The sequence below is a fragment of the Rhizobium sp. Root1334 genome (genome assembly GCF_001426665.1).
Taxonomy (GTDB): Bacteria; Pseudomonadota; Alphaproteobacteria; order Rhizobiales; family Rhizobiaceae; genus Pararhizobium.
This window is the reverse complement of sequence record NZ_LMEY01000027.1, coordinates 1-25,040: the sequence shown is the minus strand read 5'-3', so window position 1 is coordinate 25,040 and position 25,040 is coordinate 1. Positions and strand designations below refer to the sequence as shown.

Genomic DNA, 25,040 nt, shown 5'->3' with positions numbered 1-25,040 from the left:
CTTTGCAACCGCCACCCTCAATCCCGGTCCGGCGCGCCGAGCGGAAAGAACGAACGGTAGGGGCGGCCTTCATCGACGGCGCGGGCGAAGGACGGGCGGGCGAGAAGGCGGGCGCGATAGGCGCGGACGTTTGCAAATGTCTCGGGGATCGGGTGCACCCAGTCGGCATAGAACAGCGACGGGCAGGCGGCGCAATCGGCAAGGCTGAACGTATCCCCGGCCGCCCATTCGGTCTTGGCGACGACGCCGTCGAGCCAGCGATAGGCATCATCCAGCATTGTCTTGGCTTCTGTGACGCCATAGGGATCACGGTCGGCTTCCGGGCGGATCTGGTTGAACACCACCTTTTGCATCGGCGTCATGACGTAATTGTCGAAGAAGCGGTCCATCATCCGGGTGCGCAGGGCAGCCTTCGGATCATCCGGGATCAGGCGGACGCTGCCGGGATAGTTGAGCATCAGGTATTCGATGATGATGGTCGCTTCCATCACCGCGTTTTCACCGTCCTTCAGCACCGGAAAACGCTTGATCGGCCAGATCGCCTCCCATTCCTCGACGGTGCCTGTCTCTTCTGGACTGAGCATACGGTAGTCGAATGCGGTGCCGTTTTCATAGATCGCCACGAGCACCTTCTGACAGTAGGAAGAGAAGGGGTGTGCAAAGAGCTGCGGTTTCATCATATCCTCCAAACTGATTTCAATCTGCAACTGGTTGTTTCGTAAAATAACTGATCCTATATTGCAAGCGGTATTAATGAGAGGCGGGCCGTGGATATTGTGCAGCGATCGGGATGTCCGATCAATCTTACCCTGGAAATGCTTGGCGATCGCTGGAGCCTGATTGTCATCCGCGATCTGATGTTCGGCAACCGGCGGCATTTTCGTGAGCTTCTGTCCCAATCGGAAGAAGGGATCGCCTCGAATATCCTGGCCGACCGGCTGCGGCGGCTGACCGAGAACGGACTTCTGTCACGCCGGGACGACCCCAGTCACAAGCAGAAAGGCATCTACAGCCTGACCGAACCATCGATCCAGCTGGTGCCGCTGCTGGCGCAGATGGGTGCCTGGGGCAGGCGGCACACGCGGGTATCGGAAGAATTGTCGATCCGCGCCGAGCTGCTTGAGGACGGCGGACCGGACATGTGGGCGGCGTTCATGGACGAGCTGCGGGCGCTGCATCTGGGCGCCCCGGTGCCGGAGCGATCGGTGTTTGCGGAATTGCAGGCGGCGTATCTGGCGGTGGTGGCGAAGAATGCGGAGCCTAGATGATATGGTGGCGAGAGGCGAACGGTCCTGGTCGCCCCTCACCCTAACCCTCTCCCCGCAAGCGGGGAGAGGGGACGATAGAGCTTGCCGCTGGTCCTTCGCCCCGCCAAAGCGGGGAGAAGGTGCCCGACAGGGCGGATGAGGGGCCTTTTAAACTGGGGGAAGCAGTTTCCCGGAAACCCGCCCAATCAATACACTTCCGGCACATACATTTCTGACGGCACCGGGTGGCGGGTGTAGTCGTCGTGACGGATGCGTTCGGGAAGGACGAGATCGGGTTTCGGCACGTCCTCATAGGGGATCTGGGCCAGAAGATGGGCGATGCAGTTGAGGCGGGCCTTCTTCTTGTCGACCGCCTGGACGACCCACCAAGGGGCTTCCTCGATATGGGTCTTTGCCAGCATCTCTTCCTTGGCCTTGGTGTAATCCTCCCAATGGATGCGGCTTTCCATGTCCATCGGCGACAGCTTCCACTGTTTCAGTGGATCGTGGATGCGCATCTGGAAGCGGAATTCCTGTTCCTCGTTGGTGATCGAGAACCAGTATTTGATCAGGATGATGCCGGAGCGCACCAGCATGCGCTCGAATTCCGGAACGGTGCGGAAGAATTCGTCGAGCTCTTCCGGCGAGCAGAAGCCCATGACCCGCTCGACGCCGGCGCGGTTGTACCAGGAGCGGTCGAACAGCACCATTTCACCGGCCGTCGGCAGATGCGGCACATAGCGCTGGAAATACCATTGGTTCTTTTCGCGCTCGGTCGGCGCGGGCAGGGCGACGACGCGGCAGACGCGTGGATTGAGCCGCTGGGTGACGCGCTTGATGGCGCCGCCCTTGCCGGCACTGTCGCGGCCTTCAAACAGCACGACGACCTTGAGCTTCTTGTACTGCACCCAATCCTGCAGGCGCACCAGTTCGTGCTGCAGGCGGAACAGCTCGCGGAAATAGATCTTGCGGTCGAGTGTCGGTTCGGCCTCTTGCGACATGCCTTCGGCGACCAGCTCATCCAGCCGGTCTTCCTCCATCTGCATTTCCAGTTCTTCGTCAAAACTGTCGGCAATTTCCGCCTTGATGCGGTCGAGTTGGTCGATCATTTGGTCAAATCCCCGTTGGTCGCAGGCACAGGAGCAGGGTTTGATGACAGGTATGTGACAGTGCTATCGGCCACCGCGGCGAAGTTCGCTCGCGACCGTCTCCACCTCATTGGTCCAGATGCCGCCGGAATAGTTTTGCGGCAGGCGCGAGATGAGTTCCGGCGTGTCCAGCCCTGTCGAGAAATCGCCGCCGGAATAGGGGCCAAGGGCAAAGACCCGGCTGCCGGCGCCCTCCATGCGATCGAGGAAACGATCCGGCCAGCCCCAGAGCCAGGGGGCGATGTTGATCGGGACAAGCACAATCGAATTGCGGCAGGCATCCGGCACGATGCCGGTCCAGCCGGTGGCGAAGTAGCGCAAGAGGCAGGTTTTCAGCGAACTGCGTGACATGGCGCGGATATCGGCAAGTGCTGCGCGCAAGGCGGCAACCGGCCTGTCGCCGCCATAGACCATCAGTGTCTGCCGCCGGTCTGCGGGAAGGGCTGACAGAACGGCGGCGAGCTTTTTGCCTTCCTCCGGATCGTTGCTCTTGATGTTGATGAGGAACTGTTTGTCCGGAAAGCTGGAGAGAACCTCGTCCAGCGATGGCATCAGGCCGATGCCTTTGCCGCGGAGCGGGAAAGTCTTGCCGCCATCGGCGGTATAGCCATAGCCGATATCGAGCGCTTTCAGCTCGGCCATCGAATGATCACGGGTGACGCCCTTGCCTTGCGTCCGGCAATCCAGCGTCCAATCATGAAAGACGGCAAACTGGCCGTCGGTGGTCGGATGGATATCGGCTTCGACAATATCGGCACCGGCGGCGAAACCGGCGCGCATCGAAGCGATGGTGTTTTCGAGATAATCATGGGCCGGCGGCAGCATGCGGGAGGCGGTGCATGTGTCGTTGCCAACACCCGTTGGGTCGAATTGCTGGGCGATGCCGCGATGGGCAAGCAAGACCGGTGCCGCGGGCGGGCGTGGATTGAACAGGCTGGTATTGTTGAGAGAGACAAAGGCAGCCAGCAGACCAAGCGTCGCGCCGGCCGAGCGCCAATATTTTCGCATCCTCATCACTTCCTCCGAATCGCCCTGATGTCAGAGTTTGCCAACGGAATGGGCGAGAATGCGGCGGGGTATTGTGTCCTTCAGGTTGAAGCAAGCCGGAGGCGCATGCGCCCGAGGCAGCGTTCAAAGACGGTGTCGTCGGCCATGGCGCGTGCCAGCACCAGCGCGCCCTGAATGCCGGAGACGGCGTCTTCCGCCAGTTGCCTGGCGTCATCGGCCGGGGCGCCGTCGTGGATCAGCGCGGTTTCGAGCGCATTTGTCCAGCGCGCGAAATAGGCCCGGATCGGCCGTGCGAACCGGTCGCGGGTTTCATCCAGTGCGAAGGCGCCGATCAGGCAGATGCGTTTGCCGGAGCGGAAGTACTCGTCCACCGCCGTCCACATCTGCGCGATTGCCGCACGCGGCTCGGCTGTTTCCAGTGGCTCGAAGATTTCCCGGGCAAACCAGGCATCGACGTGCGCGAGCACTTCCGCCGCCATCTGTTCCTTTCCGCCCGGAAAGAAATGGTAGAGGCTGCCCTTGGACAGCCTCGTGCGCGCGGTGATCGTGCTCATCGAGGCGCCTTCATAGCCGCACTCGCGAAACACTTCGGCAACCAGCGCGATGGCATCGCTTTTTTCGAAAACGGTGCGCATGCGGCGGTCAGAGGCCGAGATCGGACAGGCCGGGATGATCGTCCGGACGCCGGCCAAGCGGCCAGTGGAATTTGCGCTCGCTTTCGGCAATCGGCAGATCGTTGATCGAGGCGAAGCGGCGCTGCATCAGGCCGTCGGCGGCAAAATCCCAGTTTTCATTGCCATAACTGCGATACCACTGGCCGCTGTCGTCGTGCCACTCATAGGCGAAGCGGACGGCGATGCGATTGCCTTCGAAGGCCCAGATTTCCTTGATCAGCCGATAATCCAGTTCGCGCTGCCATTTCCGCGTCAGGAATTCGACGATCTGCGGGCGGCCGACGGGAAATTCGGCGCGGTTCCGCCAGCGGCAATCCTCGGTATAGACTTTCGAGACGCGGACGGGATCGCGGCTGTTCCAGCCATCCTCGGCCATGCGGACCTTGGCGACGGCGGTTTCATGGGTGAAAGGGGGTAGCAAGGCGGTCATTGCGGGCTCCTTCTGAAACGATCGGAATCGTGTAGACCGATCGGTCTAGAAAAGCAAGCGCTTGTGAAAATCGGGGTGTTTGCTGCAGAAGGCGGCAGTGTGCCAAACATCGAGGCCGGATGTCGCAAATGCGGCAGCGCGGCCATTGCACGCGGGCTGCAATTTCGCTAAGAGACCGGCGACTTGAGACGACACGGGCGCGGGTTTGCGCGCAGCATTTTCGACCGGTAGAGGCACATGGCACGCATCGTGATGAAATTCGGCGGCACGTCCGTCGCGGATATGGATCGCATCAGGAATGTGGCCCGCCATGTGAAACGCGAGGTCGATGCCGGCCACGAAGTTGCGGTGGTGGTTTCGGCGATGTCCGGCAAGACCAACGAACTGGTTGCCTGGACGCGCGATGCCTCGCCGATGCACGACGCGCGCGAGTATGATGCGGTTGTTGCTTCCGGCGAACAGGTGACCTCGGGCCTCCTGGCGCTGGCGCTGCAGAACATCGGCATCAACGCCCGTTCCTGGCAGGGCTGGCAGATCCCGATCCGCACCGACAATGCGCATGGCGCGGCACGTATTCTTGAAATCGACGGCTCTGAACTGATCCGCCGCTTCGGCGAGGGCCAGGTGGCCGTCATTGCCGGCTTCCAGGGGCTCGGGCCTGACAATAGGATTGCCACGCTCGGCCGCGGCGGGTCCGATACATCGGCGGTTGCAATCGCTGCTGCGGTCAAGGCCGACCGTTGCGATATCTATACGGATGTCGACGGCGTCTACACCACCGACCCGCGCATCGAGCCGAAGGCCAAGCGCCTGAAGAAGATCGCGTTCGAGGAAATGCTGGAAATGGCGTCGCTCGGCGCCAAGGTCCTGCAGGTTCGCTCGGTCGAGCTTGCCATGGTATTCAAGGTTCGCACCTTCGTGCGTTCCAGTTTCGTAGACCCCGACGCGCCGGGCATGGGCGATTTTCTGAACCCGCCCGGTACGCTGATTTGTGATGAGGATGAGATTTTGGAACAGGAAGTCGTCACCGGCATCGCTTATGCCAAGGATGAAGCGCAGATTTCGCTGCGGCGCGTGGCCGACCGGCCCGGCGTTTCGGCGGCGATCTTCGGGCCTCTGGCCGAAGCCCATATCAATGTCGACATGATCGTCCAGAACATTTCCGAAGACGGTTCCAAGACCGACATGACGTTCACGGTGCCGTCGACCGACGTCGACAAGGCGCTGAAGGTTCTCAGCGAAGCCAAGGCGCAGATCGGCTTTGACGTCATCCAGAACGAATCAGGCCTCGTCAAAGTCTCGGTCATCGGCATCGGCATGCGCAGCCATGCGGGCGTTGCGGCGTCCGCTTTCCGCGCACTTGCCGAAAAAGGCATCAACATCAAGGCAATCACTACCTCGGAAATCAAGATTTCGATCCTGATCGATGGTGCTTATGCCGAATTGGCCGTTCGCACTTTGCATTCCGTCTACGGTCTGGATAAGAGTTAAAGCGGGTGGTGGTGACTGCGTTTTCGCTTATATAAGCGGGAACAAATTACCGCTTCCAGTTGTTGACTTTTATTCGGGAGACGTTGTGCGATGAGAGACCTCTCTGCGGGTCCACGCGTCCTCCTCAAGCGGTTGCGCGAACTGATGGCGGAACCGCTCGAGCCGCAGGATCGCCTTGACCAGATTGTTCGCCAGATTGCGCAGAACATGGTCGCAGAAGTGTGTTCGGTCTATGTGCTTCGCTCCGATGGCGTTCTTGAACTTTATGCTACCGAAGGCCTGAACAAGGGCGCCGTGCACCTGGCGCAATTGCAGATGGGGCAGGGCCTCGTCGGCACCATCGCGGCCTCGGCGCGTCCGCTCAACCTCTCCGACGCGCAGGCGCATCCGGCCTTTACCTACCTGCCGGAAACCGGCGAAGAAATCTATCATTCCTTCCTTGGGGTGCCGATCCTGCGCACCGGCCGTTCGCTCGGCGTTCTCGTCGTGCAGAACAAGGCCAGCCGCACCTATCGCGACGACGAGGTCGAGGCGATGGAAACGACGGCAATGGTGCTGGCTGAAATGGTGGCGACCGGGGAATTGAAGAAGCTTACCCGCCCGGGACTTGAACTCGACCTGTCGCGGCCTGTGACGATCGAGGGCTCGAGCTTCAACGATGGTATCGGGCTTGGCTATGTCGTGCTGCACGAGCCGCGCATCGTCGTGACCAACCTTCTGAACGACGATACCGATCATGAGCTGGGACGGCTGGCGGAAGCGCTGGGTTCGCTGCGCATTTCGATCGACGACATGCTGTCACGGCGCGATGTTTCCATGGAAGGCGAACACCGCGCCGTGCTGGAAGCCTACCGGATGTTCGCGCATGACCGCGGCTGGGTCAGGAAGCTCGAAGAGGCGATCCGCAACGGCCTGACGGCGGAGGCGGCTGTCGAGCGGGTGCAGAGCGAGACCAAGGCGCGGATGATCCGGCTGACGGACCCCTATCTGCGCGAGCGCATGCATGATTTCGACGATCTGGCCAACCGGTTACTCAGGCAGCTGACCGGCTACGGCGCCAAGATGTCGGCGACGGATTTTCCGAATGATGCGATCGTCGTGGCGCGTGCCATGGGGGCGGCCGAGCTGCTTGATTATCCGCGTGAGAATGTGCGGGGCCTCGTGCTCGAAGACGGTGCGGTGACTAGCCATGTGGTGATCGTTGCACGCGCCATGGGCATTCCGGTTGTCGGCCAGGCCGCGGGCGTCGTGGCGCTGGCGGAAAATGGCGATGCGATCATCGTCGATGGCGATGATGCCCAGCTGCATTTGCGGCCGATGGCCGACCTGCAGCGGGCCTATGAAGAAAAAGTCCGGCTGCGCGCCCGCCGGCAGGAACAGTACCGCGCCCTGCGTGACGTCGAGCCGGTGACCCGGGACGGTAAGCGCATCAAGCTGCAGATGAATGCAGGCCTTCTGGTCGACCTGCCGCAGCTGTCGGAATCCGGCGCCGAGGGTATCGGCCTGTTCCGCACCGAACTGCAGTTCATGATTGCCTCGACCATGCCGAAGATGGAAGAGCAGGAACTGTTCTACCGCAACGTCATGAAGCAGGCGGCCGGCAAGCCGGTCACCTTCCGCACACTCGACATCGGTGGCGACAAGGTGGTGCCCTATTTCCGCGCGGCGGAAGAGGAAAACCCGGCGCTTGGCTGGCGGGCAATCCGCCTGTCGCTCGACAGGCCCGGCCTGTTGCGCACACAGCTGCGCGCCATGCTGCGCGCTTCGGCAAGCCAGGAGCTGCGCATCATGCTGCCGATGGTGACGGAAGTGTCTGAGCTGCGCACGGTGCGCGAGCTGCTGCAGAAGGAAATCCAGCGGCAATCGAAGATCGGCGAACAATTGCCGCGCAAGCTGCAGTTCGGCGCCATGCTGGAAGTTCCGGCGCTGCTCTGGCAGCTGGACGAGCTGATGGACGAGGTCGATTTCGTTTCGGTCGGCTCCAATGACCTGTTCCAGTTCTCGATGGCGGTCGATCGCGGCAATGCGCGGGTGTCGGACCGTTTCGACGTGCTCGGCCGGCCGTTCCTGCGCATCCTGCGCGACATCGTCCGGGCGGGCGACCGCAACGAGACGTCCGTGACGTTGTGCGGAGAGATGGCGAGCAAGCCACTCTCTGCGATGGCGCTGCTCGGCATCGGCTACCGCTCCGTCTCGATGTCGCCGACGGCGGTCGGCCCGGTCAAGGCCATGCTCCTGGCGCTCGATATCGAAAAACTCTCGGCCATGCTTCATGCGGCACTGGACGACACGCGCAGCCAGACATCGGTGCGCGAGATGCTGGTGGCCTTTGCGGCGGAGACCGGGGTGCCGTTGTAGGTAAGCGGCCCCTCATCCGCCCTGTCGGGCACCTTCTCCCCGCAAGCGGGGAGAAGGGATATGCGGCGAACTCTCTTTTCCTCTCCAACTGGAGACGATGTTGATGGTGATTGAGGGGCGGCAAATTCGGTCGTTCCCTCTCCCCGCATGCGGGGAGAGGGTTAGGGTGAGGGGCAATCCTTGACGGATGGAGAGGATGAGAGGTCCGGATAAACACAAGACGGAGCGCGCTCGCAGTCTGCGCAAAGTCGAAAACAATGCGGAAGAGGCTCTCTGGTTCGAGCTCCGTGGGCGACGCCTCAACGGCTTTAAATTTGTCCGGTAATTACCGGTTGGTCCGTATTTTGCAGATTTCGCATGTAGACAGGCCGGGCTCGTTGTCGAAGTTGACGGCAGTCAGCATGCGAACAGCCGCCATGATGCAAGGCGGGACGACTACATGACAATGAACGGTTGGAGTGTTGTTCGTTTTTGGAATGGGTGTGTTCTTCAGGACCGTGACCGCGTATTGGAGACCATCGTCGCAATTGTCGAGAATCGGCTGGTGCTCGAAGTGAGATCGTTCGATCTCACTTTCGTTCCGGCTAAGAGATCAGATTATGGCGGCTGAAAAGCTGCCGTTGTCATAAACATTGCTGTTCTTGAACAGCGCCTGTGGAGTACACATTGGCTACCTTACCTGTTGAAAAGATGCGCGAGCTGGAGCGCCGGTTTTCCGAGATCGAGGCGCGCATGGCCGAGGGGCCGGCGGCGGATGTCTATGTGAAATTGGCATCGGAATATTCCGAGCTGCAGCCTGTTGTGACGAAGATCCGGCTGTATGAGAAGGCGCAGAGTGAGCTTGCCGACGTCAACGCGCTGCTATCCGCCAAGGATACCGACCGCGAGATGCGCGAGCTGGCGGAGATGGAAAAGCCTGATATCGAAGAGCGGATCGAGGCGTTGGAAAAGGACATGCAGATCCTTCTCCTGCCCAAGGACGCGGCCGACGAGAAGAGTGCCATCCTTGAAATCCGCGCCGGCACCGGCGGCTCCGAAGCGGCCCTTTTCGCCGGTGACCTGTTCCGCATGTACGAGCGTTATGCGGCTGGCAAGGGCTGGAAGGTCGAGGTGCTTTCGGCCAGCGAGGGCGATGCGGGCGGCTACAAGGAAATCATCGCGACCGTGACCGGGCGCGGGGTGTTTTCCAAGCTGAAGTTCGAATCCGGCGTGCACCGGGTTCAGCGCGTTCCCGATACCGAAACGCAGGGGCGTATCCACACCTCGGCGGCGACCGTCGCCGTTTTGCCGGAGGCCGAGGATATCGATATCGAAATCCGCAACGAAGACATCCGCATCGACACGATGCGCTCGTCGGGTGCCGGTGGACAGCACGTCAACACGACGGACTCGGCCGTTCGCATCACCCATCTGCCCTCCGGCATCGTCGTCACGTCGTCTGAAAAATCACAGCACCAGAACCGCGCCAAGGCCATGCAGGTTTTGCGCTCGCGGCTCTATGACATGGAGCGGCAGAAGGCAGACAATGAACGGTCGGCTTCCCGCAAAAGCCAGGTCGGGTCCGGTGACCGTTCGGAACGTATCCGCACCTACAATTTTCCGCAGGGACGCGTTACCGACCATCGTATCAATCTGACGCTCTACAAGATCGACCGGATGATGATGGGGGAAATCGACGAAGTGGTCGATGCGCTGCTCGCCGATTACCAGGCCGATCAGTTGGCGCAACTGGGCGAGCAGAAGGGATGACCGATACACTCGACAGCCTGTTTGCCGAGGCACGGACGGCGTTCCTGAAAGCGCATATCGGCGAGGCGGCGCTTGATGCGCGCGTGCTGATTTCCGGTCTGCTCGACCTGCCGGCGGTGGCGTTCATGACGCGTGGCGGCGAGATCGTTTCGGAGAAGGATGCGCAGCGCATTCGCGATGCGATTGAGCGGCGGGCGGCACACGAGCCGGTTCACCGTATTCTCGGGCAGCGTGAATTCTACGGCCTGACGCTCGGCATGTCGCCAGACACGCTTGAGCCGCGGCCGGATTCGGAGATGATCGTCGAAGGGCTCATTCCTTTCGCGCAGAAATTCGTGGCGGAGAAGGGAACCTGTCATCTGATCGATCTCGGCACCGGGACGGGGGCGATCTGCTTGGCGCTGCTGAGCGCCGTTCCGCAGGCAACCGGGGTCGGATCCGACCTGTCGGCCGGTGCTGTCGAGATGGCCAAGGCCAATGCGCAGCGCAATGATCTGAGTGCGCGTTTCGCCGGGGTGGAAAGCGACTGGTTTGCGGGGATTGTCGGCAAGTTCGACATCATTGTGTCAAATCCTCCCTATATACGCACAGACGTCGTTGCATCGCTGGCGCCTGAAGTGCGCGATCATGATCCGGCGTTGGCGCTTGATGGCGGTGCGGACGGTCTCGATGCCTATCGCACCATCGCTGAACATGCCGCACGCCATCTGGTCGAGGGTGGCATTGTCGGTGTCGAGATCGGCTACGACCAGTTGCAGGTGGTCGGCCAGCTTTTCGAAGATCAGGGCTTCCGGGTGATCGACCGGGTGAAGGATCTGGGCGGAAATGACCGTGCCATCCTGTTCGCCTTCGGCCGCTAACCCCTGCAAACCGGCCCTTGTTGCAACGTTCTTTTTCGAAACCGTGAAGAAAAGGCTTGGAATCACACGGGAAGCGGGCTAGGTTCCTCTCACGCACTGGGCAGAAGGTCAAAGATCAGAGATTCGTTCCGGTCAGACCTTGCCGCAGGGATTACTCTCAAAAAAGAGTTTCTAAGGTTCGACAGTGCCTGGTGCGGGTACCTGTTAATTTGACTTTAACCAGCGACGGTACCGTCAAGAGGCGGTTGGGTCGCGGCGCGTGTCTGCTTGATGCGGAATCCGTTGAGACGGAATTCCTGGCAAGCCGCGAAGCCACAAGATCATCAATATAAAGAGAATCCAGGTGAGTGAACGATGAGGCCAGGACAGCAGAACAAGCGCGGCCGTGGGCGTAACAACAATACCAGCAGCAATAACAGTGGCGGCGGCGGTAACAACAACAATCATAACCGGAAGGGTTCCAACCCGCTGACCCGGACCTATGACAGCTCCGGCCCGGACGTAAAGATTCGCGGTACCGCCCAGCACATCGCCGAGAAATACTCGACGCTCGCCCGTGACGCGCAGAGCTCCGGTGACCGTGTTGTGGCTGAAAATTATCTGCAGCACGCCGAGCATTACAACCGCATCATTGCGGCCGCACAGGCGCAGATGCAGGAACGCTTCCAGCGTGACGACCGCAGCGACTATAACGATCGCAACGAATTCCAGGATCGCGACGGCAACGAGCGCGACGACGATATGGACCAGAGCGAGACCGACGAGACCGCAGGCGTTCAGGACCAGCCGGCCGAGCAGGGGCGTCATCACCAGCAGGGTGAGCGCCAGCAGCGCCGCCAGCCGGAAGGCGAGCGTCAGCAGCGCCAGCAGGACCGTCAGCCCCGCCAGTCCGACCAGCAGCGTCAGCCCGAGCAGGATCGCCAGCCTGATCAGGACAGCCAGGCCGACCAGGAACGTCAGCCTGAGCAGGAGCGTCAGCCGCGCGAGGAGCGCCAGCCACGGCAGGAGCGCCAGCCAAGGCAAGAGCGTCAGCGCCAGCCGCGCGCCGAGCAGGCCCAGCCGCGTGCCGACCTCGCACCGCAGCCCGTCATCGACGGCTCCGGCCCGCAGCCGGTGATCGAAGGCACGCCAGCCGAGGTTTCGCTGGAGGAAGAAGCGCCGACGGGCCGCGCTCCGACGCGCCGCCGCACGGCTCCGCGTCCGCGCCGCCAGCCGCGCCGCGGCGAAGCCGGTGGTGACGAGGCATCCGCATCCGGGGAAACCGGTGGCGAGCCAGCTGGCGATGCGCCGGCGCTGGAACCTGCTGCGACGGAGTAATCAGCAAAGGCTGCCGGAAGGTGGCGCTTGCCGATGATTTGAAGAGCCCGGCCGTTTTGCGGCCGGGTTTTTTGTTGCCGTGAACTGTCATAGACATTGGTATGAAATGACGGGAAGAACTGGCGGCAGTGCCGGTTGCGTCGGGGGCGATTGCATGGATAGCTGGACTTTGCATTGGCTGGAGGCATCTGGCGACCTCTCCGGGTATCGCGCCGAGATAGCCGCGGCGTTCGAACAGTCATACCGGACTGTTTCAACGCTGCTGTCACCGCCGCGGCTCGATATTCTCGTTCAGCGGCTTGCCGGTGCGACAATCCCTGGCGTCGGCATTGCCGGATATGCCCAGCGCAGCACGCTGTTTTCGATGACGGTCGATCCGGACGAGCCGAATTTCGCAGACAGCCTCAAGGATGGAGCGCTGAACAGGCAGATCATTCACGAGGTGCATCATTGCCTGCGCATGGCGGGGCCAGGGTATGGGCATACGCTGGGCGAAGCGCTGGTCACCGAGGGGCTGGCCGGGCAGTTTGTCCGCCGTCTCATGGGCACGCCGCCGGAGCCTTGGGAATGTGCCGTCGCGCCAGAGGTGCTGCAGGCGGCTCTTCCCAGCGCAGAAGACCTTGCGTCTACGAACTATGACCATGCCGTGTGGTTCTTTGGTACGGCTTCTCAGCCCTGCCGGTTCGGCTACACGCTGGGATACCAGATCGCCGGGCGCTGGCTGGACAAAGCCGGGGCGGTGGATGCCGCCACCTGGGTGAATGTGCCGGCGGCAACGGTGCTGGCCATGGGGCTGAAGCAGGAGGCGAATGGTTAGGAAGCTTGGCCGTGCAGCCGCTGGTCAGGCGGTGATACCGTGGACGATCAATGCGGCCAGATGGGCCGTTGCCGCCGTTTCATCGAGCCGGCCGCGGATGAGTTCGCGGGCGATGACTTCGGCAGCCCCGGCAAGGGCGGCGCAGCGTAGTCTCAGGTCCTCTGCAGATAGCGATGAGAAACGGGCAAGAGAAGCGGCGATGAGGACGGCATAATCGTCGGCCAGTGCCTGCTGGACAGCATCCATCTGCGCATTGCCGCGCAACGCGCCGGACATGGCCAGCCATTCCGGCCCGCTTTCCACCGCGCAGCCGATATAGGCGGCGCTGATGATCCCGGCAATTGCCGGCAGGGCGGGGGCCGCCTTTTCGAGGCCTGCCTTCAGCTTTCCGATATGGCGCGCTTCGACTTCTTCCGAGAGGGCGATCAGCAGGCCTTCGCGCGTGCCGAAATGTTCGTAGGCGATCGGCTTGCTGACGCCTGCGCGCTCCGCCAGATGCCCGAGCGTCAGGGCATCGGCGCCGCATTCACGCAGGATGTTCCTTGCCGTGTCGAGGAGCTGTGTGCGCCGCTCCGGCTTGGGGAGTTTGCGCATTTCGGGCTTTGCCATCGCCACCTTCCTTATTTCGTTGCAATCGGGCGGTCTGCCTCTTGAAAACGGTCTATTTCAAATTACCTACCAGTAGTAACTTACTATTGGTAACATTGGCAATATGCCAATGTCTCCATGTTTCAGGAGATAAGATCATGTCGAGCACATTAAACCCAGTCCTGATCATCGGCGGCTCCGGCGTCGTCGGCAGCTGGACGGCAAGGACCATTCGCAAACTGCATCCCAGCCTGCCGCTTGCCATCGGCGGGCGCGACCTTGCCAAGGCACAGGCCGTTGCCCGCGAGATTGGCGGTGCGACGGGCATCAGGGTCGATCTCGACCGCGCCGATCTGGGTCTTTCGGGCGGCGAGGCGTTCAGCGCAGTCGCGGTGTTCGTCAAGGACGACAGGCTGTCTTCCATGCGCTATGCGCAGCATCACAAGATTCCCTATATCAGCATTTCCAGCGGCACGTTCGAAATCGGCCCAGAGGTTGCGCAATATGTTCATGCGCCGGACCGGGCGCCGGTCCTGCTCGCGAGCCATTGGCTGGCGGGTGCGGCGATCTTCCCGGTCCTCGCCTTTGCCAAGGATTTTCAACGGATCGACGCTGTTCGCATCGGCGTTCTGCTCGATGAGCAGGACATGGGCGGACCGGCGGCGCTGACGGACTATAACCGCATCACCGGCGCTGCCCCGGCGGCGCTGACCGTCAAGGATGGCAAGATGCACTGGGTGAGTGGTGAGGAAGCCAAGGCGCGTTATGTCAGTGTCGATGGTGTTGAGCTGGACGCGCAGGCCTATTCGCCGTTCGACATCATGGCGCTTGCCGCCCGCACCGATGCCAAGGCGATCCGGCTTGATCTTGCCTATAGCGTTTCCGCCAGCCGCCGCCGTGGCGAGGCGTTTTCGACGGAAATTACCATTGAGATCGAGGGGCAGGGGACGGACGGCAAGCTGCGGCTGGACCGGCACGAAATCGTCCATCCGCAGGGACAGGCGCCGCTGACGGCGTTGGGAGTTGCGCTCGGCGTAGAACGGCTTCTGGGCCTTTCGGGCGGGGATGCTCCGAAGGCTGGTCTCTATCTGCCGGAAGTGCTGATCGAGCCCGGCTACTACGTTGACCGGATGAAGGAGTTTGGAGCGGTTTTTGAGGACAAAAGGGCTGCAGTCTAATGAAGGGGTAACTCAAACCTCAGCCATTCTCGTCCTCATAACAGGAATCCAGTCAGCTCAAGTCATTGGACTGGCTGGTCTTTTGACCCGGTGGACGCCGGGTCGCTGGATCCCCGCCACAAGGGCGAGGATGACGGGAGGGTGAATGTCCGTTTCTTCCAGTAAGCGGTTCTAGCATTTGTCAGCAGGAAACCCTCGCCGGTGAGCACCGCGAGGGTTTCGTCTTCTGGAGGGTTTTTTGTGGTCGTTGCAACCGCTATATATGAGCCATGGATGCATCTGATACCACCACTTTTCGCAGCATTATCATCGCCAGATTTCCGGAGCTTGCCACGTCGCGGTTCGAGCTGGCGACTGCGGGGTGGGATTCGATCGCGGTCGATGTGGATGACCGGCTGATCTTCAAGTTTCCCCGCCATGCGGTTGCTGAAACGGCGCTGCTGCGCGAGGCGCGGCTTCTGGCAGTCATCCGGCCGCGGATCGCAATGCCGGTGCCCGATCTGCGCATCGAGCAGGGGCCGCCGCTGTTTTCCGTGCATGAAAAACTCAAGGGCGTGCATCTCATTACCGCCGATTACGATCGGCTCCCGGAGGCGGCGCGGCAAGAGCTGGGTGAGAGGCTCGGGCGGTTTTATGCAGAGCTTCACCGGCTGGATCAGGCGACGATGCAGGCCGCCGGGGCAGGGCTTGTTGCACAATGGCAGCCGGTGAGCGCGATGCGGGAGAGGGCGCTGCCGATGCTTGCTGGGGATATCCGCCAAAAGGCGGCAGCGGCGATTGATGCGTTCGAACAGTTGCGGCCTGATCCTTACGGCAGAACCTATGGCTTTTCCGATGGCCACGGCTGGAACATGGCCTTCGACCACCCAAGCCAGCGATTGACCGGCATGTATGACTTTGCCGATTCCGGTTTTGCGCCGGTGCATCAGGAATTCATCTATGCGCGCTTCGTTTCGCCGGATCTGACTGAACGCATCATCGCATCGTACGAGGTTCTGACCGGCCGGGCGATCGACCGGCGACGGGTGGACATTTTGACGGCGGCGCATCGTCTGTCCGAGCTGGCAGAGCTTGCCGACAACCCCGATCATGTGCGTATCATGATCGACAGCGTCGAAAACTGGGCGCGAACGGCGAATTTACAAAGCCTGCGATGAAATCGGCAACCATGACGTTTCCTGCTCTTTAATTTCGAAAATCCCGGCCCCATATTCACTCCAGACGGCCGGTCCTGTGCAATGCAGGGTGCGGCCGGCACGGGCTTGCCTTTTCAGGGAGCCTCATTCCAACCGTCGGCAGTGCCAAATGTGGGCTGACCGATTACCGGAGGTAGACATATGAATATTGAAAAATACTCAGAGCGCGTGCGCGGTTTTCTGCAATCGGCTCAGACCTATGCGCTGGCCCAGGGCCATCCGCAATTCGTTCCCGAACACGTGCTGAAGGTCCTGCTCGATGACGACCAGGGCATGGCGGCATCGTTGATCGAGCGGGCTGGCGGCAGTGCCAAGGACGCAAAACTTGCCAATGACAGTGCGATTGCCAAGCTGCCGAAAGTGTCTGGCGGCAACGGCTCGATCTCGCTTTCGCAGCCGCTTGCCAAGGTTTTCACCACGGCCGAAGAGGCCGCCAAGAAGGCGGGCGACAGCTTTGTTACCGTCGAGCGGCTGCTGCAGGCGCTGATCATCGAGACCTCGGCTGCCACGTCCGGCATCCTGTCGAAGGCTGGGCTGACGGCATCCAAGCTCAATCAGGTGATCAACGAAATCCGCAAGGGCCGCACCGCTGATGGCGCCAATGCCGAAGCGGGTTTCGACGCCTTGAAGAAATATGCGCGCGACCTGACGGCCGATGCCCGTGACGGCAAGCTCGACCCGGTGATTGGCCGCGACGATGAAATTCGCCGCACCATCCAGGTCCTGTCGCGCCGCACCAAGAACAACCCGGTCCTGATCGGTGAACCCGGCGTCGGCAAGACGGCGATCGCCGAGGGCCTGGCTGCGCGTATCGTCAATGGCGACGTGCCGGAAAGCCTGAAGGACAAGAAGCTGATGGCGCTCGACATGGGCGCCTTGATCGCTGGTGCGAAGTTCCGTGGCGAATTCGAAGAGCGGCTGAAGGCCATTCTCTCCGAAGTCCAGGCGGAAGCCGGCGAGATCATCCTGTTCATCGATGAGATGCACACGCTGGTGGGTGCCGGCAAGGCGGATGGAGCCATGGATGCGTCCAACCTCTTGAAGCCTGCGCTTGCGCGCGGCGAACTGCATTGCGTCGGCGCCACCACGCTTGATGAATACCGCAAGCATGTGGAAAAGGACGCAGCTCTTGCCCGCCGGTTCCAGCCGGTCATGGTCAACGAGCCGAATGTCGAGGACACGATCTCGATCCTGCGCGGATTGAAGGAAAAGTACGAACAGCATCACAAGGTGCGGATCTCGGATTCGGCGCTGGTTGCGGCTGCGACACTGTCCAACCGCTACATCACCGACCGGTTCTTACCCGACAAGGCGATCGACCTGATGGACGAAGCCGCATCGCGGCTGCGCATGCAGGTGGATTCGAAGCCGGAAGAACTGGACGAACTCGACCGCCGCATCATGCAGCTGAAGATCGAGCGCGAGGCCTTGAAAAAGGAAACCGACCGTGCCTCGAAGGACCGGCTGGAAAAGCTGGAACTGGACCTTACCGGGCTCGAGGAGCAGGCCGATGCGCTGACGGCGCGCTGGCAGGCGGAAAAATCGAAGCTCGGTCTGGCTGCCGATCTGAAGAAGCAGCTGGAAGAGGCCCGCAACGAACTGGCGGCAGCCCAGCGCAAGGGTGAGTTCCAGCGCGCTGGCGAGCTTGCCTATGGGGTGATCCCGAAGCTCGAAAAGGAGCTGGAGGTTTCCGAAAGCCAGGATTCGTCGGCGCTTGATCCGATGGTTCAGGAGGTCGTGACGCCCGACAATATCGCCCATGTCGTTTCCCGCTGGACCGGTATTCCAGTGGAAAAGATGCTCGAAGGCCAGCGCGACAAGCTGTTGCGCATGGAAGACGAGCTGTCGCAATGGGTGGTTGGCCAGGGTGATGCGGTTCAGGCCGTTTCGCGCGCGGTTCGCCGTTCGCGGGCAGGTCTGCAGGATCCAAACCGTCCGATCGGTTCGTTCATTTTCCTGGGGCCTACCGGCGTCGGCAAGACGGAACTGACCAAGGCTTTGGCGCGCTTCCTGTTTGACGACGAAACGGCGCTGGTGCGCATGGATATGTCCGAGTACATGGAGAAACATTCCGTGTCGCGGCTGATCGGTGCCCCTCCGGGCTATGTCGGTTACGAGGAAGGCGGCGCGCTGACCGAAGCGGTAAGGCGCAAGCCCTACCAGGTGGTGCTGTTCGACGAGATCGAAAAGGCACATCCGGATGTCTTCAACGTGCTGTTACAGGTTCTCGATGACGGCCGCCTGACCGATGGTCAGGGCCGCACCGTCGATTTCCGCAACACGATGATCATCATGACCTCCAATCTCGGGGCGGAATATCTCGTCGGGCTTGGTGAGAACGATGACAGCGACACGGTGCGCGATCAGGTGATGGATGTGGTGCGCGGGCATTTCCGCCCCGAATTCCTCAACCGCGTCGACGAGATCATCCTGTTCCACCGCCTGAAGCGCGGCGAAATGGGCGCGATCGTCGATATCCAGCTTTCGCGCCTGCGTCAGTTGCTCGCCGACCGCAAGATCACGCTGGAACTCGACGACGAGGCCCGTGCCTTCCTCGCCGACAAGGGCTACGATCCGGCCTATGGCGCACGTCCGCTGAAGCGGGCCGTGCAGAAATATGTCCAGGACCCGCTCGCCGAGCAGATCCTCCAGGGCAATTTCCCGGACGGTTCGACGATCAAGGCCTTCGCCGGCTCGGATCGCCTGAACTTCAAGCTGCGCGGCGGCGAACAGGCTGCGGCGTAAGGCCCTTCCGACAATAGTGAAAACCTCCCTGGGTAAGCCCGGGGAGGTTTTTTTGTATCGTCATTTCATGCGATGGACCATGTCCAGCAGCGCTCGAAGCCTCGGTGTCAGGTTGCGGCGATTGGGGTAATAGAGATAGAAGCCCGCGAATGGCTGGCTGTAGTCTTCCAACAAAGGCACGAGCAGGCCGCGGTCGATCAGCGGGCGAAAGCTGTCCTCCATGCCGAAAGTGATGCCGGCGCCGGCGCAGGCGAGCCGGATCATCAACCCCATGTCGTTGGTGGTGAACTCGGGCTCGACCGCGACGCTGAAATCCCGGCCATCCTCCGTGAATTCCCAACGGTAGGGCGCGACGGCCGGGGCCGGACGCCAGCCGATGCACCGGTGATGGCCAAGATCGCGCGGATGATGCGGCGGGTTGCAGTGCTGCAGATAGGCGGGCGCGCAGACTGCAAGCTGCCGCTGCGGACCGGACACCGGAACCGCGATCATGTCCTGCGCAATCACTTCGCCAAGACGCACGCCTGCGTCATAGCCTTCGGCAACGATATCGAACTCTTCGTCCGTCACAGTGATATCGATCCGCACATCGGGATTGGCATCGGCAAACGCCGTCAATAGCGCGCCGGACAGGAATTTTTCGGCGATCGAGGAGACGGCCAGCCGCAACTGGCCCCGGGGGCGACCCCGGATATCGGCAGCCGCCGACAGGGCTGCGCCGACATCGGCAATGGCGGGGGCGATATCGTCATAGAGCCGCTGGCCTTCCTCCGTCAGGCTGACGCTGCGCGTCGTGCGGCGTACGAGCAGGATGCCGAGCGTTTCCTCCAGCCGCGATATCGTCTGGCTGACGGCGGAGCGGGTGACCCCCATGCGGTCTGCCGCCGCCCGGAAATTCCGTTCCTGCGCAACAAGGGCAAAGACTGAGAGTGCATTTAGGTCCAGCTGCATTGGTTAGATTTTCTGTCCAGTGAAGTCACGTATCGATATCTTATCGCGACAATGATGGAGCGTTACCTTTCTGGCAAGCAATCAGGCTAGAACAGGAAGGATCATCACATGTCTGACAAGGTTGTTCTGATTACCGGCGCCTCCAGCGGCATCGGTGCCGGCATCGCCCGCGCGTTGGGCGGCGCCGGTTTCAAATTGATGCTCGGCGCCCGCCGGGAGGATCGTCTCAATGCACTTGCCGAAGAAATCCGTGCGGGAGGAGGGGAGGTGGAAACGCGCCGCCTCGATGTGACAGATCGCGCCGATGTGGCGGCCTTTGCCGATGCAGCGCGGCAGGCCTTTGGCCGCGTCGACGTCATCGTCAACAATGCGGGTGTCATGCCGCTATCCCTGATGGCCTCGATGAAGGTGGACGAATGGGAGCGGATGGTCGATGTCAACATCAAGGGCGTGCTTTACGGGATCGCGGCGGTGCTGCCCGAAATGACCCAGCGCGGGTCAGGCCATGTGATCAACATCGCTTCGATCGGTGCGCTCAGCGTGGTTCCAACAGCTGCAGTCTATTGCGCCACCAAATTTGCGGTTCGGGCGATCTCCGACGGGTTGCGGCAGGAGCGGGACGATATCCGCGTTACCTGCATCCATCCGGGTGTGGTGGAAAGCGAACTGGCCGGAACGATCACCGACCCAGCGGCGGCCGACGCCATGAAGACGTACCGCGCCATCGCGCTGCAGCCGGATGCGATCGGCCGGGCCGTGCGCTTCGCCATCGAGCAGCCTGATGATGTCGACGTCAACGAGATTGTCGTCAGGCCAACACGGGCGGCGCACTGATGAACCGCGCCGTTCTGACGATTTTTCTTTTCGCAGCGCTTGCAAGCGCAACCTTCGCAGGGGACACGATGACTACAATGGAAAGGCCCCACCCCTATGTCGGCTTGTGGGTCACCCGCGATGGCCATGTCCGGCACGAATTGCTGGCGAACGGCCGCTATGACGAGGCGCGGGGACATCGGAAAAGCGCCTATCAGGGGCGCTATAGCGTCACAGGCGATCATATCGACTATTGGGACGATACCGGCTTTACTGCCGACGGTGATTTCATCGACGGGGTGCTTTACCATGGCGGGATGATTTTGTACCGGAAGTGACGGAGGAGGCATGGCCTGCTGGCCAGGTTTGAGGCGAAATCGCGTGTTGGACGGTTATCGCTGGTATCAATGGAGCAGGTGGTCCTGCTTTGTGCTTGCTACAGCCGTGGCAAGCGCCGTTTGACCGACGTTCCCTTGATGACGGCTGTGCTGGTGACGGCGTGTTCGGACAGGCTTTCAAGAACATCGTCCATCTGTTCGATCGAATTGACGACCAGACGGGCGAGGAAAGGATCGTCACCGGTGATCTTGTCGCATTCGATAAATCCCGGCTGCTCCTGAATCAGCCGCTCGACAAGGTGCAGCTTGCCCGGAAGCGGTCTGATTTTCACCATGGCCCGTATCGGGTAGCCGATTGCCCGCGTATCGACGTCGATCGTAAAGCCGCGGATGGTCCCGGCCGCCTGCAGTTTGCGCACCCGCTCCGATACGCTCGGTTGCGACATGCCGACGGCGCGGGCCAGTTCACTCATGGAGAGCCGTGCGTTGGAATCGAGTTCCGTCAAAATCCGCGCGTCCGTATCGTCCAATGAGGACTTTCCGAATTGAACGCCGATGTCTGATTTTGCTTTCTTCATGGAAGGCAGAATAGGAGATTTACCGCGTCTTTTCCATATAAAACAAGCGAATGATGTTGAATGATCATCCTTTGAAAAAGGGATGAAAAATGCTGTTCGGAATCCTGGCCGGCCTTGCCACATGCGCGTTGTGGGGCCTCACATTTGTTGCGCCCCGCGCTGTCGAACCGTTCACCGCATGGGACTTGACCGTCGCCCGCTACGGGATTTTCGGGCTGGCCTGCGCCCTGCTGATGATCGGCAGGCGGTTCCGGCCGACCGGTATTGCACCACGGCGGTTGCTCACGGGTCTGCTTCTCGGCGGCGCCGGTTATACCGGCTATTTCATTTGTGCCGCGTTTGCCGTTCAGTTGGCGGGCGCCGCCATCCCTCCCGTTATCATCGGCGCCATGCCTGTGCTTCTTGCTGTTATCGGCAATGCGCGTGATCGCACCGCGCCGTGGGCGGCTCTTGCCTTGCCTTTGCTGCTGACCGGGGCCGGCGTCGCGATTGTGAATGTCGCAGCACTTGGGCGGATCGATGCTGCCGATACGCAATCACTTCAACGCGGTATCCTGGCGAGTATCGCCGCGCTGGTGATATGGGTTGTCTATGGATTGGTGAACGCGGCCGTCATGCGTTCCGCTGACGCGCCTGACGGCCTCAAATGGACGGGGCTGCAGGGGATCGGCGCTGCTGCGGCAAGTCTTTTCCTGCTCCCCCTGTCGTCGCTGACGCAGATGGATGCATTCCAGGAACACGATCTGTATCGCTTCATGGGGTGGGCGTTGGTGATGGGGTTGGCCGGGTCCTGGCTTGCGACCTGGTGCTGGGTCGTCGCTTCCCGGCGTCTGCCTCTTGCTCTTGCGGCCCAGCTCATTGCCGCCGAAACGGTCTTCGGTCTTGCCTACGGCTTTGCATTCGAAGGCCGTTGGCCGCTTTGGTGGGAAGTGCTTGGAGCCGGGTTGCAGATTGCCGGCGTCTGTTGTGCCGTCAACGTCTTTTCCGGGAGACCCGCAGCCTCCTTGCTTGATGACACCGCATCATCTCCCGGCTGCGAACTCCATACCAAACAGTGTTCTGTATAAAAACGGTATCCAGGGCTGCACAGCATGAAATGCGGCCACCGGAAGATGAGGGCACCCGGGGCCACAGCGGGCAAAACCGCGCTACTGTGCGGCTGCCACTTCGGCGCTGCCATTGTCCTTGGCCAGCAATTCGTCGATGCGTCCGCGTTCCTTGTCGAACTGGGCGAGCGCCTTGCCGTCGAGCGACTTGCCGCCGGGCAGGCGGATGCGCAAAGGGTCGACGCGGTTGCCGTTGACGATCAGCTCATAGTGCAGGTGCGGCCCGGTCGACAGGCCGGTGGTGCCGACCCAGCCGATCACCTGGCCCTGAACGACCTTCGAACCGGCAGTGACATTCTTGGAGATTGCGCTCTGGTGATTGTAGGACGAGACATAACCATTGGCGTGGCGGATCAGCGTCTGATTGCCATAACCGCCGGAATCCCAGCCAGCCTTTTCAACGACACCGTTACCGGCCGCGATGATCGGCGTGCCGCGCGGAGCCGCCCAGTCGACACCGGTATGCATGCGCGAAAAGCCGAGGATCGGATGGCGGCGCATGCCGAAACCGGAACGGAACGTGCCGTTCGGAACGGGATTGCGCAGCAGGAACTGGCGGATGCTCTTGCCCTGTTCGTTGTAATAGTCGATCGAATTGTCGTCCGGATCCTGGAACCGGTAGAAGCGCGTCTCGGCGTCGCCGAATTTGGCGTTGACGTAGAGCAGTTCTGAATCGTCGGTTGCCTTGCCGCTGCTGTCGGCGACGGAGAAGAAGGCTTCAAGACGGTCGGTCGGCTTCAGCTGCGCCTGGAAATCGACATTGCTGGCCAGAAGCTTGATGATCTGGGCGATCATCGTCGAATTCATGCCGTAGGAGAGGGCGGCGCGGTAGACACCATCATAGACGCGCGGCAGGTCGTGGCCGGAGGTTATGACCGGGGTTCCATTATCGTCAAAGGCGCTGGCAACGGCTGCCAGTTGCGGCGGTTCGTAAGCCTTGACGAAATTGCCCTTGTCGTCGAGCGCCATGGTAAAGACATGGGCGCCGCGTGTGTAAACGGTGGCACGCACGACCTTGGCCTCGTCGTTCTCACCTTTCTGGATGATGCCGATGCGCAGGACGTCGCCTTCCTGCAGATCGGTTGCGTCGAGGGCTGGCCGCAGATAGCCGGCGAGATCCTCGGCCTGGGCTTTGCCATAACCGGCATTGATCAGAACGGTGGCGATCGGCGTTGCCCGGCGCACCGGAATGACGTCGTCGGCATATTCGGTCGTCTGGTCGGTGATCGTCTCAAACGCGGAGACGGTCATGTTTTCCTCGACCACCCTGGCCGACAGGCCCTGGATCAGGTCGAGATCGGAAGCGTCAGAGGCAAAGCGGCGCGGATCGATGTAGAACAACGAGGCCAGCTGGGTATTGCCGTCGGTCAGCACCGAACCATTGGTGCGGACATTCTCCTCGACCTCGTCCATCGACATCGAGGGCGCGAATTTCAGCGTCGAGCCCTTCAGCGGAAAATCCACCGTCTTCAGCGCCACTTCGGATTCGACATCGGAGCCATAGAGCGTGCCGGTCCGGCTGACCGGTGGTGGCGCATCCGCATCGTCGCTGGAAAAAATGGCCAGCGGATCGAAGGAGGGATATTTTTCCGCCGGCTGGTGGTTGGCGGCAAGCGTCATCTTCACATGCGCGAACGGCTGGCGGCGAACCACTTCCTTTTCGCCATCATGGGTCATGGTCGAGACTTCCATGATGGTGCGGTCGGATGGCTTGGCAACGATGCTGGGGCTCAAGATACGGTCGCCGCGCTTGGCGGCTGCGGTCGGCTGCGAGCCACGGACGGACGGATCCATGGCGGCATAGGCTTCGGCAGGGATGGCCAGTTGCTGGCGCCCGTCAAGGGCTGCGAACAATGCGACGCCCATCAAGAGGCTGGATGTAATGCCGGTGAGAAACGTGCCCGAAAGCCAGCGCAGGGAAATCTCGCGCCGGTCGGGAGCCTTGCGTCCATCTGCAAGGATCGGCGGCTCGTTGCCGAGCGACCGTATCATGGTCTTGTCCGTGATCATGCCAATCGAGCGGGGTCCCTGGTTACGCGCCGTTTCTTATTATGGTCCGGGTATGTTGTGCGAAGATGTGCATCTTTCACGCCTTCAAGTCAAACAGAACGGCCATCACTCCATAAGGTGCCTATAGAGTGCAAGGCTTCCCTATAGAGAAGAAGCCTCAAGACGCAGTTGCGAAGCGCTGATTAGAGCGCCAATTGTGAAGAAGTGAGGGCGAGAATGTGTTTTCCGGCCTATACAAAGGGTTATCCCGATTGCCGCAACGCAGCAAAGCCTTACGGCGCAGGCTTTTGTCAAAAAACTGTCATTTTTTTCAAAAACCCTGTTGACTGTGAAGGATGTCTGGGACTATAAACCGCTCACCAACGAGGGCGGCGGCGCTGCTGGCGACCGACGAACTCGCTCTGAAGTTTCTTACGAAAGTTTGGTGCGGATTTGGGG

Annotated in this window: 22 protein-coding genes and 1 pseudogene; 14 read left to right on the top strand and 9 right to left on the bottom strand. The window is 61.1% G+C overall.

The window, feature by feature from the left end; translation table 11 throughout:
• Nucleotides 1-17 precede the first annotated feature (17 nt).
• Nucleotides 18-677 carry a glutathione S-transferase family protein gene (locus tag ASD36_RS21920; RefSeq protein WP_060506353.1) on the bottom strand — a complete coding sequence of 220 codons (660 nt, stop codon included), beginning with the start codon at nt 675-677 and terminating at the stop codon, nt 18-20.
• A 90-nt stretch (nt 678-767) separates the two neighbouring features.
• Here ASD36_RS21920 and ASD36_RS21915 point away from each other — a divergent pair, with 90 nt between their 5' ends.
• Nucleotides 768-1,268 carry a helix-turn-helix domain-containing protein gene (locus tag ASD36_RS21915; RefSeq protein ID WP_200954918.1) on the top strand — a complete coding sequence of 167 codons (501 nt, stop codon included), beginning with the start codon at nt 768-770 and terminating at the stop codon, nt 1,266-1,268.
• Nucleotides 1,269-1,453: 185 nt separating this feature from the next.
• Here ASD36_RS21915 and ppk2 read toward each other — a convergent pair whose 3' ends face one another.
• The 4 genes from ppk2 to ASD36_RS21895 form a co-directional block, all read right to left on the bottom strand.
• Entirely contained in the window at nt 1,454-2,356 is a 903-nt protein-coding gene (gene ppk2, locus ASD36_RS21910; RefSeq protein ID WP_060506352.1) for a polyphosphate kinase 2, read from the bottom strand.
• Nucleotides 2,357-2,419: 63 nt separating this feature from the next.
• The gene (locus ASD36_RS21905) at nt 2,420-3,403 is read right to left on the bottom strand and encodes a glycerophosphodiester phosphodiesterase family protein (protein ID WP_060506579.1); all 984 of its coding nucleotides are present in this window, start codon (nt 3,401-3,403) and stop codon (nt 2,420-2,422) included.
• Nucleotides 3,404-3,483: 80 nt separating this feature from the next.
• Nucleotides 3,484-4,038 carry a TetR/AcrR family transcriptional regulator gene (locus ASD36_RS21900; protein WP_060506578.1) on the bottom strand — a complete coding sequence of 185 codons (555 nt, stop codon included), beginning with the start codon at nt 4,036-4,038 and terminating at the stop codon, nt 3,484-3,486.
• A gap of 7 nt (nt 4,039-4,045) precedes the next feature.
• The gene (locus ASD36_RS21895; RefSeq protein WP_060506351.1) at nt 4,046-4,507 is read right to left on the bottom strand and encodes a nuclear transport factor 2 family protein; all 462 of its coding nucleotides are present in this window, start codon (nt 4,505-4,507) and stop codon (nt 4,046-4,048) included.
• 237 nt (nt 4,508-4,744) lie between these two features.
• On the opposite strand from ASD36_RS21895, the gene ASD36_RS21890 reads away from it, so the two are divergent.
• From ASD36_RS21890 to ASD36_RS21860, 7 genes and pseudogenes are all read left to right on the top strand, one after another.
• Nucleotides 4,745-5,998 carry an aspartate kinase gene (locus ASD36_RS21890; protein WP_060506350.1) on the top strand — a complete coding sequence of 418 codons (1,254 nt, stop codon included), beginning with the start codon at nt 4,745-4,747 and terminating at the stop codon, nt 5,996-5,998.
• A gap of 90 nt (nt 5,999-6,088) precedes the next feature.
• Entirely contained in the window at nt 6,089-8,356 is a 2,268-nt protein-coding gene (gene ptsP / locus ASD36_RS21885) for a phosphoenolpyruvate--protein phosphotransferase (protein WP_060506349.1), read from the top strand.
• Nucleotides 8,357-8,552: 196 nt separating this feature from the next.
• Nucleotides 8,553-8,966, top strand: a pseudogene (locus ASD36_RS21880) (DUF559 domain-containing protein).
• A gap of 56 nt (nt 8,967-9,022) precedes the next feature.
• On the top strand, nt 9,023-10,105 hold the full coding sequence (gene prfA, locus ASD36_RS21875) for a peptide chain release factor 1 (RefSeq protein WP_060506348.1): 1,083 nt from the start codon (nt 9,023-9,025) through the stop codon (nt 10,103-10,105).
• On the top strand, nt 10,102-10,965 hold the full coding sequence (gene prmC, locus ASD36_RS21870; RefSeq protein ID WP_060506347.1) for a peptide chain release factor N(5)-glutamine methyltransferase: 864 nt from the start codon (nt 10,102-10,104) through the stop codon (nt 10,963-10,965). Before prfA ends, prmC begins: the two co-directional genes overlap by 4 nt.
• A gap of 354 nt (nt 10,966-11,319) precedes the next feature.
• Complete coding sequence (locus tag ASD36_RS21865) at nt 11,320-12,282, top strand: DUF4167 domain-containing protein (RefSeq protein WP_060506346.1); 963 nt, start codon at nt 11,320-11,322, stop codon at nt 12,280-12,282.
• A 154-nt stretch (nt 12,283-12,436) separates the two neighbouring features.
• Nucleotides 12,437-13,099 carry a DUF2268 domain-containing putative Zn-dependent protease gene (locus ASD36_RS21860; protein WP_060506345.1) on the top strand — a complete coding sequence of 221 codons (663 nt, stop codon included), beginning with the start codon at nt 12,437-12,439 and terminating at the stop codon, nt 13,097-13,099.
• 24 nt (nt 13,100-13,123) lie between these two features.
• Here the strand turns inward: ASD36_RS21860 and ASD36_RS21855 are convergent, their stop codons facing one another.
• Complete coding sequence (locus tag ASD36_RS21855; RefSeq protein ID WP_060506344.1) at nt 13,124-13,708, bottom strand: TetR/AcrR family transcriptional regulator; 585 nt, start codon at nt 13,706-13,708, stop codon at nt 13,124-13,126.
• Nucleotides 13,709-13,845: 137 nt separating this feature from the next.
• Here ASD36_RS21855 and ASD36_RS21850 point away from each other — a divergent pair, with 137 nt between their 5' ends.
• The 3 genes from ASD36_RS21850 (at nt 13,846) to clpB (ending at nt 18,806) form a co-directional block, all read left to right on the top strand.
• Nucleotides 13,846-14,865 carry a hypothetical protein gene (locus ASD36_RS21850; RefSeq protein WP_060506343.1) on the top strand — a complete coding sequence of 340 codons (1,020 nt, stop codon included), beginning with the start codon at nt 13,846-13,848 and terminating at the stop codon, nt 14,863-14,865.
• A gap of 269 nt (nt 14,866-15,134) precedes the next feature.
• A complete protein-coding gene (locus tag ASD36_RS21845) occupies nt 15,135-16,022 on the top strand; it encodes an aminoglycoside phosphotransferase family protein (protein ID WP_060506342.1) in 888 nt (295 codons plus the stop codon).
• Nucleotides 16,023-16,202: 180 nt separating this feature from the next.
• On the top strand, nt 16,203-18,806 hold the full coding sequence (clpB, locus tag ASD36_RS21840) for an ATP-dependent chaperone ClpB (RefSeq protein ID WP_060506341.1): 2,604 nt from the start codon (nt 16,203-16,205) through the stop codon (nt 18,804-18,806).
• Nucleotides 18,807-18,866: 60 nt separating this feature from the next.
• Here clpB and ASD36_RS21835 read toward each other — a convergent pair whose 3' ends face one another.
• A complete protein-coding gene (locus ASD36_RS21835) occupies nt 18,867-19,757 on the bottom strand; it encodes a LysR family transcriptional regulator (protein ID WP_060506340.1) in 891 nt (296 codons plus the stop codon).
• Nucleotides 19,758-19,865: 108 nt separating this feature from the next.
• On the opposite strand from ASD36_RS21835, the gene ASD36_RS21830 reads away from it, so the two are divergent.
• Nucleotides 19,866-20,591, top strand: coding sequence for an SDR family oxidoreductase (locus ASD36_RS21830; RefSeq protein WP_060506339.1), 726 nt, complete (start codon nt 19,866-19,868; stop codon nt 20,589-20,591).
• The gene (locus ASD36_RS21825; RefSeq protein WP_112834733.1) at nt 20,591-20,908 is read left to right on the top strand and encodes an Atu4866 domain-containing protein; all 318 of its coding nucleotides are present in this window, start codon (nt 20,591-20,593) and stop codon (nt 20,906-20,908) included. Before ASD36_RS21830 ends, ASD36_RS21825 begins: the two co-directional genes overlap by 1 nt.
• A gap of 98 nt (nt 20,909-21,006) precedes the next feature.
• Here the strand turns inward: ASD36_RS21825 and ASD36_RS21820 are convergent, their stop codons facing one another.
• Nucleotides 21,007-21,486: an Lrp/AsnC family transcriptional regulator gene (locus ASD36_RS21820; RefSeq protein ID WP_060506338.1), complete on the bottom strand. Its 480-nt coding sequence runs from the start codon at nt 21,484-21,486 to the stop codon at nt 21,007-21,009.
• 89 nt (nt 21,487-21,575) lie between these two features.
• Here ASD36_RS21820 and ASD36_RS21815 point away from each other — a divergent pair, with 89 nt between their 5' ends.
• Nucleotides 21,576-22,553 (top strand): DMT family transporter, encoded by a 978-nt coding sequence (locus ASD36_RS21815; RefSeq protein WP_060506337.1) that lies wholly within the window; start codon nt 21,576-21,578, stop codon nt 22,551-22,553.
• A gap of 81 nt (nt 22,554-22,634) precedes the next feature.
• Here the strand turns inward: ASD36_RS21815 and ASD36_RS21810 are convergent, their stop codons facing one another.
• Entirely contained in the window at nt 22,635-24,602 is a 1,968-nt protein-coding gene (locus ASD36_RS21810) for a M23 family metallopeptidase (protein WP_060506336.1), read from the bottom strand.
• Between the last annotated feature and the right edge of the window lie 438 nt (nt 24,603-25,040).